General features: G+C 55.9%; 4 protein-coding genes. 3 read left to right on the forward strand and 1 reads right to left on the reverse strand.

Annotated features, from left to right (window positions below):
• Positions 1 to 105 precede the first annotated feature (105 nt).
• Positions 106 to 2,352, reverse strand: a complete 2,247-nt coding sequence (locus JJD66_RS27580) for a hypothetical protein (RefSeq protein ID WP_200649491.1) — start codon at positions 2,350 to 2,352, stop codon at positions 106 to 108.
• Positions 2,353 to 2,635: 283 nt separating this feature from the next.
• Between JJD66_RS27580 and JJD66_RS27585 the strand changes: the two genes are divergently transcribed.
• The 3 genes from JJD66_RS27585 (at position 2,636) to JJD66_RS27595 (ending at position 7,502) form a co-directional block, all read left to right on the forward strand.
• Positions 2,636 to 4,102, forward strand: a complete 1,467-nt coding sequence (locus tag JJD66_RS27585; protein ID WP_200649492.1) for a hypothetical protein — start codon at positions 2,636 to 2,638, stop codon at positions 4,100 to 4,102.
• 139 nt (positions 4,103 to 4,241) lie between these two features.
• Entirely contained in the window at positions 4,242 to 5,729 is a 1,488-nt protein-coding gene (locus tag JJD66_RS27590) for a hypothetical protein (RefSeq protein WP_200649493.1), read from the forward strand.
• Between the two features lie 42 nt (positions 5,730 to 5,771).
• The gene (locus tag JJD66_RS27595; protein WP_200649494.1) at positions 5,772 to 7,502 is read left to right on the forward strand and encodes a hypothetical protein; all 1,731 of its coding nucleotides are present in this window, start codon (positions 5,772 to 5,774) and stop codon (positions 7,500 to 7,502) included.
• The last annotated feature ends 106 nt before the right edge of the window (positions 7,503 to 7,608 follow it).

Below are 7,608 nucleotides of genomic sequence, written 5' to 3' on the forward strand. Positions count from 1 at the left end.
ACGCTTCGATTTCAAGTGCCCGATCGAAGTCATGGGCGAGGTGATGCAGGAAGCCATGGCTATGCGGCATCATGCTCCAGCTTCAAATCAATAACCGTGTTGCACTCAGCTTCTGCAACCGCCACCTGTGGCATTGCCGGTAAACGTAGTCAAGTCCAGTACTTGAGTCGCCGCGTTAGCCTGATTGATCTTGAGCACGGTTTTGGCCAACTCAGCCTGGGGTATCGGCGTTACCGTTACCCTTAACACCTTCGACGGCCAACCCACATCATTCCGTGTGACGACATATTCAAGCGTGAAGGTTCTGTCAGCGTTGCCGACATTCGCCGCAAAAGCCAAAGAGGCAATATCAAACTCCACGCTGCCCGCCGCCGCGTTCCCCGGTTTTCCGGGTATTGCTGGCGAACCGATACCCGCTGTACCGACCATTTTGGGTTGAATGAAATCAGTATCGGCCATGCCGGTATAGCTGACCACCAGCTTGCTGCCTTGCAACACATTCATGGGTGCCAACGTGGCCGTTTCCGGGCCGGTGATACTGGCGTGGCGCAACGCCGGTACCGGCAAATCCATCAAGCCACGACTGATCAGCAGGTCAGTGATTGCTGAGTAACGCTTCTTGCCGTCGCGCTCCAAGGTATAAAAAGCCGAAACCCATTCATCTTCGTTGGGCCCGATATATTTGTACGGCACCGGGAAGACAGCGACTTGCCCATCCGTCTCTACGTTGAATGGAATAGGCGGCGCGGAAACGCGGCTATACCAATACAGCGTCAACCCATCCCCGGCCTGGGTCTCGCTGAAGGGCGCCTTGACGTTGGCCCCGTTGACGACGTCGTCCGGATCCAATTGATTGCCTTGAGCCTTTTCCACCTCGGGCGCCGGCATGTCCCGTGTAGGCTCCCCCACTTGATACACCTGGCGCAGAGACTCCTGAGGCTGCTCGCTTCCTCGAGTAACGCTATAAAGCACTTCGATCTGGCGCCCATCAAAGCGTGCGAGCTCGGTGCCGGATACATCAAAAGTCATTTCCTCGCCAGGGGATATCTCGCCGACGGCTCGGCCGGCAATATAGTCGACCGTACCCTCGGCGTCGGCGGCCAAGATGATCACTTGCAGCCTGTCGGAGCTGGCCCAACTGGTTTGCGCCGGGAAGCGGATGGTAATCAGCGGCAAGTCCGGCTTGAGAACGCCACCCAAGGCCTGGTCCACTGTCGGCGCAGGCCATCTGACTATCTCCCCGATAACCGAGAGGTAGAGATTGTGTGAGCGTTTGTCGGGCACGCCGGCGCTGGCACCCGTCAACTCGTAATACACCACCGCGCTGCCTTGGGCGATTGCATGCACCAAGTGGTTTTCGATCTTGAAGGTATAACCCTTCCCACCTGCCAGGGGCCGATCTTCAAAATGGGAAACCGAGCCCCCTTGGTGACTCTTCCCATTCCAGTAAAAGAAAATCTGACTGTAGGCCCTTGCATCCGCCGCTGAAACTGCCAGACCGACTTCAACGTCCCGAGTGCCTAATACTTCCAGATCAATTTCTCGATCAGTCTCAGGAAACTGGACCCAGGCCGCGCCCAGGCGATCGGTTTCCAGGTACACCGAAACCAACGCAGTTGTCGACCAGAGCGCCCATGGATCGGGCATATTTCCGGTGGGGCCTTGAACTTGAAACGCGACCGGCAGCAACTCACTGTCCCCGGCATCCTGGATGGCTTCATAGCCCACAAAGCAAACAATGTCCCGGCCGACTTCATCCGGCTGGATCAACCGCTCGATGCGAGCCGACCCCCAGACGACGATGAGCAGGTCATAGGCAGCCATGTTCGACCAGTGCCTGCAGATTATCTCCACGCCGAGCTTGGCCCGCTCATCATTGACCCCCTCAAGCCTTACATCCTCCGGTAATTCCAACATCAGGTTCTGATTACCGGGTGCCGGGTTGAGGTCTTCTCCGCCGGGATGTTGCAGGTTGACGCGTAGACGCAATGGAGCGGTCTGGGAATTATCGTCACTGCCGCAAATAACCAGCACCTGCACCGGGTCAGCCCAGGGCTCGCGAATACTGTCGAACGGCACAGTGAAGGGGATGCGGGTCAAGTGCTCATCGCCTTCGCGAATCAGGTTGAAGGCAACCGGACTACCGGGCCCCCAGTACAACTCGAACAACGTTCCTTCGGGTGTCCCATCTGGCCTGTCGATATGCACCACCAAGGGCCGCATGGTATGCGACACGCCGATGCCGCCATCAGCGTTCTCGATATCGCCCTCGATGGGCGGGTGCACCAGCGGGATGTCCACCACTGGCAGGTTGGGAGTTAGGGAAGGACGGCGATAAAGATGCCTGGCCATGTTGCCTCCTCGATTTCACGCAGCCCCATCGACATGGGCATCAGTTGGGTAAATCAGACACCTGAATGCACTGCCCTGGCTACTGTCAGAATTCACAGGTAGCGACAGACGGCCGCCTATCTGCGTAATGACAACGCAATGGAAAAAAATTCCGCAACACCACTCGTCGTAACCTGTGAACTTTGACAGTAGCCAGCGCTGAATCACGAGTGTTTGATAACGCCAAGGCATAGGTGGTTAAGCCGCGATGCGCCGACCTAACGACTCGCTCAGGAGAACGAAAATGAGCAACGAAAGCGCCAAGATCTCCTCGCCGGACCAACCGAGGCAGCTTCCGCGCTTGTTGATTCCGGGCCTCACAAACCAAGTCGACGGCTACGACGGGGGCATTCCGGCCTGGTTAATCGCGGCAGGCCTGAGCGTCAGAGTGGACAACACTTGGGTTGCCAGCATCGACGATATCGTCAGTATCGTCTCGATGCCTGACATGACGTTGCTGGCCATCAAGCAGGTAGCTCCTGGAGAAGAGCATCACAACAGTTATTTCTTTTCCATTCCTGCAGAAAAGCTTCCCGACGGAGAGATGCGCCTGGGATACGTGGTGAATTACAAAGGGAGCCAGGACGACTACGAGGTCTCTTATCCGCTGAGTGTGCTGATCAAAACACAACTGCCCGCCGGTGAAGATATTGAACCGATCGAACCGGGCCACTCGGAACTGGCGTTCACGCTCTCGACTCTCACGGTATTCCCACCCGATGCCACAAAAGGCGTCAATGCCATCATTGAGCCTTACCCGAATATGCATGCTGAAGACCGCATCCACTTCCAATGGGGCGGCCTGACCATCGTGCAAAAGGTCGCGGGTGTGGGCCAGCCGACGCTGATCGTCATCAATTACGCCCAGATTGCCAGCGCCGGCGATAGTGAGAACCTGCTAACCGGTTTCTACGTCGTAGACCTTGTCGGCAATGCGTCGGCCCTCAGGTCCGGATACCGGCAAGTGCGTGTAGAGCTTACCAGTGCGCAATGGGACGGCCCTTTCATCCAGTCTGACGACCCGCTGGGGTATATCGACATTGAAAAACTCGCCGGTGGCAACCTGACCGTCGGTATGTATACCCCGGCACGCGTCGGCAGGGCTGGCGACTGGTATGTCATCACCTTCAAAGCCTACCCGCCTTTGGGCGGCGAGGTGGTGCATCGGCGCATAGTCACCATCAGCAGGGCCGGTACCGTGACGTATCACGAGGTGCCTTACAGCAAGGTCCGTGCTGCCGCTGGAGGACGGGTGGAATTGAGCTACGAATTGATTCGGGCAGACGACCTGGTCAATCAAACATCGAAGAAAACCTTCGCTGAAGTGTTGGGGACGGTGGTACGGCTGGAGGCGCCCTACTTCGAAAAATACCCTGAAGATATCGTTCACATCGAAACAGAACTCGTGGTGACGCTCCCCTGGTATGCCTGGCGCACCTCCCACGACAGGCTGACGTTGATCCTGCGCTTTGTGAAGTCACTCAATGAAATCATCTTGTATAGCGTGACGAAACCGGTGGGGTCATTTTGGGGCGATGGTCAGCCGATTCAGTGGGTCATCAGAGGCGCAGACATCGAACAATTCGCAGGCTACGCCCCAGACCTTTACTTCGTGTACGAGTCCACTTCCGAATCACCTTCCGTCAAAGCGCGGTCCACTGACCTGAACGAGTCAGTGCGACGGCGCGTGCAGATACTGTCCGGTTCTTGACTGATGTACTTGAGCACGACCGTTCGTCTAAACCTGTCAGTTTTGACAGTAGCCAAGTTCTTATTCACAGGTGTTTGATATCTACACGCTCAGGAACAGCATCCTGTAATGCTCGCCTACGTCCTACCCGGAGAACGCCATGCCTAGTAAAAACAGCAAGCCGGCTACCACTGACAGCAAAAAGGTGTCGCCGATAAAACCCAAGTTTCTTGACACCCCGCGGGTTCCAGGGATGTCCCCAGCGTTTAAAGGCTATGACGGCGGTATCCCGCAGTGGTTGTTGGCCAAAGGATTGACCGTTGCAGTGGATAAAAACTGGTCGGCCAAGCCCAAGGATACGATCCAAGTGCTGTCCATCGCCGGAGGGGTGAAGGTCCTTGCCGAGAAAACCCTGTTGCCTGGAGAAGAACAGCGAAACAGTTTTTCATTCGCTATCTCGGACAACGACCTGCCCGAGGGCGATGTGATACTGCAGTACAAGGTGCTGTATGAGGGCGGACCGGATAATGATGCCTCCTATCCGCTGACATTAATGGTCAAGAGAAGCATGCCGGCGGGCCGCGACATGGATGAGATCGAACCAGGTCATTCTGCACTCAACTTCACGCTGTCTGACTTAGAGATCCGAGAAATACAGGCCGGTCGAGGTGTCACTATTACCTGTGATCCTTACCCGAACATGCATGAGTTGGATGTGATTGAGGCCCAATTCGGCAACTATTTTCCGCCGCGTCAGCAAGTGCCGGGGGTAGGCCTGCCGACCGAGATAAAACTCAACCGCGATCACATTGTCGCCGTCGGAAACGGCACTAACCGTTTAGTGAATTTTCAAGTCGTTGACGCAGTGCGCAACGTATCCACTCCCCGCTCAAGAAATATCCCGGTGCTGGTGGATATTGGTACCGCGAATTTGGAAGCACCTATCTTCGTGCAACAGCAGTTCCCCGGTGTCATCGATCTTGAATCACTCGCCGGTGAGGACCTGCATATGCAGCTTTTCACCTACCCGTTTGATGGGCCTGTAGGGCACACGTATTTTGCCACTTACCGGGGTTACCCTAAGTTGGGGGGCGTGGTGCTGCACGAGGAATACGTTTCGATTACAGCGGCTGGCAGGCCCCATGACTTCCATATACCTAATGACAAGGTGCGAGCCTGCGCCGGCGGCAAGATCGAGGTCAGCTTTATCTTGCTCAAGGGGCTCGACAAGGTGGGTTACTCGAAGTTTGCCTCTGCTGCTGTGCAGGATGCCCTTGTCCGGCTACAGCCGCCGACTTTTTTGCGCTACCCCTCTCATGTGGTCAACCCAATTCCCGTCAATGGCGCCGCCGCGGAGATCCCGTGGTACGCCTGGCGCCAACCCACCGACAAGCTTATGTTGATCATGCGTTATGAGGTGCCGGGCAGCCACGACCTTATCATTTACGATGACCCCTTCACGGTCGGCCAGGTGCCCGAGGGCGTGGCGATCAGACGCCTGATTCCGTATGACGCGCTGTTGAAATTCAATCGCACGACGCCGGACCTTTACTACGTTTATGAATCCGCAAACATTCTGGCCAGCAGCAGGGACCTGAACGAATCGATACGTCAGCCAGTGCAGATTGGGGCGCCGGTAGTTAAGTAAAAACTGCAGCCCTCCCGAAAACCTTGCCCTGGAGATAGAGCAATGACCGGCAAAACGATAAAAGAGACAGTCACCCCCCTCGAAGACTACGATCTGGGCCCAGTCTTGATCAGCGGTATAACGCCTCCCGTCGAAGGGGATACCGAGTCCGACGGCGCCCTCGGCGCGCGACACGTCGAACATGATCTGGAGGTGCTGCTCCTGGGGTTTCCCGATCAGGTATTGGACACCGAGATCTACCTGATCTGGAACAACCCTCATGCGCCCGTGGACTATCTCATCATCCAACCGGAGAACCAGGGCAATCGGTTTTTCAGCTTGATGGTGGATAAGGAACAGATCCTGCCGGAATGGGCCGAAGTCTATTGCCTTATCAGGCGCCCCAGCGGCAACACCTCCAAAACCAAGCCGCTGAGGCTCAGGGTAAAACGCAACCGCCCTGGCGATCCCGACCAGCACTCTGAAAGCGGTCATCGAGGCCTGGTATTTTATCTGCCGCCCGACCTGGAAGCCGGTAGCCACGTAGACATGGCCAGGGCGGAACGCGGTGTGACACTTGAAATTCAGCCCTGGGAATATATGGCTGAGTGGGATACCTGCCGTATTGCCTGGGGCTCAAAGATTGTCGAAAAAGTGGTGGCGGCCAGCGAAGTGGGGCGTGAATTTGAGATGACGATATCCCTTGAGGATATCCTCGAAAACCCCCACTACGTGAACATGCCGGTGGCCATGCAGATCAGGGATGTGGCCGGTAACTACCCTGCTGATCCCAATTCAGCCTCGAATTGGTCGCAGAAGAAGCGCGTCGAGGTCAACCTCGGCTTGTTACGCCCGCGCCCACCCTTCCTGGAGCAGGCCGGGGAGGACGTGAACCTTGACGAGTTGGGAGCCGCAGACCAGACAGTCCAGGTGTTTGTCGATAACGATTTTTTTGAGCGGGGCGATACAATCGCGTTTGAGTGGGAGGGGCGCGATGTTCAAAATGTGCCCTTTTTCCACTCGGAGGAAAGATCTGTCGTACTGACCAATGTTATCGAAGAGTTCGACATCCCGAATGAATGGGTGCGTGCCGTCGCGATGGGTACGGTGATCATGTACTACAGCCTTTACAAGCACCGGGACGACAAATGGCTGCCATCGAGAAAAGTGCGTGTCACGGTTACAGGTAACGTCCCCGAATGGCCTGCACCGCGCATTGTCGAAGCCCCCGGTGGAGAGCTGGAGCCAACGTCCATTGCCACGATGAAGTTCAACGTACAGGATGGCTGGACCACCGCAACCAAACTGCGCATTGTGTGGGCAGCCCATTCGGTTAACTTTACAGAAGAGTTTTATCTAGATCCTTTTCCGGTTGACCGAGTGGTTTCGTTTACCGTGCCGAACGAGCAAGTCAGACGTTTCAACACGTTGCCTGTCGAAGTGTATTACGAGCGTATCGACCTAAAGCCCGAGCGTCAGTCGCAACGTTTGCAACTTCAAGTTGGCGAGCCTGCAAGGACATTGCCGCTTCCGCAGGTTGCGCACACCACGGGAAACTATCTGGACCCGAATGATATTGGAACCCATGTAGAGGTCACTCTTGCACTCACTGACAGCTTGGGAGGTGACATTATCAAGTTAGATTGGGACGGTGAACTCTCCAGCACGTCAGAATCCGTGGAGTTGAGTGCCGACCAGGCCGGAAAGACGCTGCGTATCCCTATCGAGAGACGATTCGTCATTGAGAACCTGAATACATCCGTGAGAGTTAAATACGGCGGCCGCGAAAACTGAGTGCAACACCTGACCTTTCCGGTACGGTGCTGCCCCTATGTCCTATTCCGAACTCAGCGTCGAAGAGCGCGCCATCATTCAACTCAGTCAAGCTCAAGGCTTCAGC

The organism is Pseudomonas sp. MF6751 (assembly GCF_016613265.1).
In the GTDB taxonomy this organism is placed as follows: Bacteria; Pseudomonadota; Gammaproteobacteria; order Pseudomonadales; family Pseudomonadaceae; genus Aquipseudomonas; species Aquipseudomonas fluorescens_BV.

Excerpts from the sequence above, each read along its gene's own strand:
- JJD66_RS27580 (WP_200649491.1), bottom strand. The coding sequence starts at position 2,352 with ATGGCCAGGCATCTTTATCGCCGTCCTTCCCTAACTCCCAACCTGCCA.
- JJD66_RS27595 (WP_200649494.1), top strand. The coding sequence starts at position 5,772 with ATGACCGGCAAAACGATAAAAGAGACAGTCACCCCCCTCGAAGACTAC.
- JJD66_RS27585 (WP_200649492.1), top strand. The coding sequence starts at position 2,636 with ATGAGCAACGAAAGCGCCAAGATCTCCTCGCCGGACCAACCGAGGCAG.
- JJD66_RS27590 (WP_200649493.1), top strand. The coding sequence starts at position 4,242 with ATGCCTAGTAAAAACAGCAAGCCGGCTACCACTGACAGCAAAAAGGTG.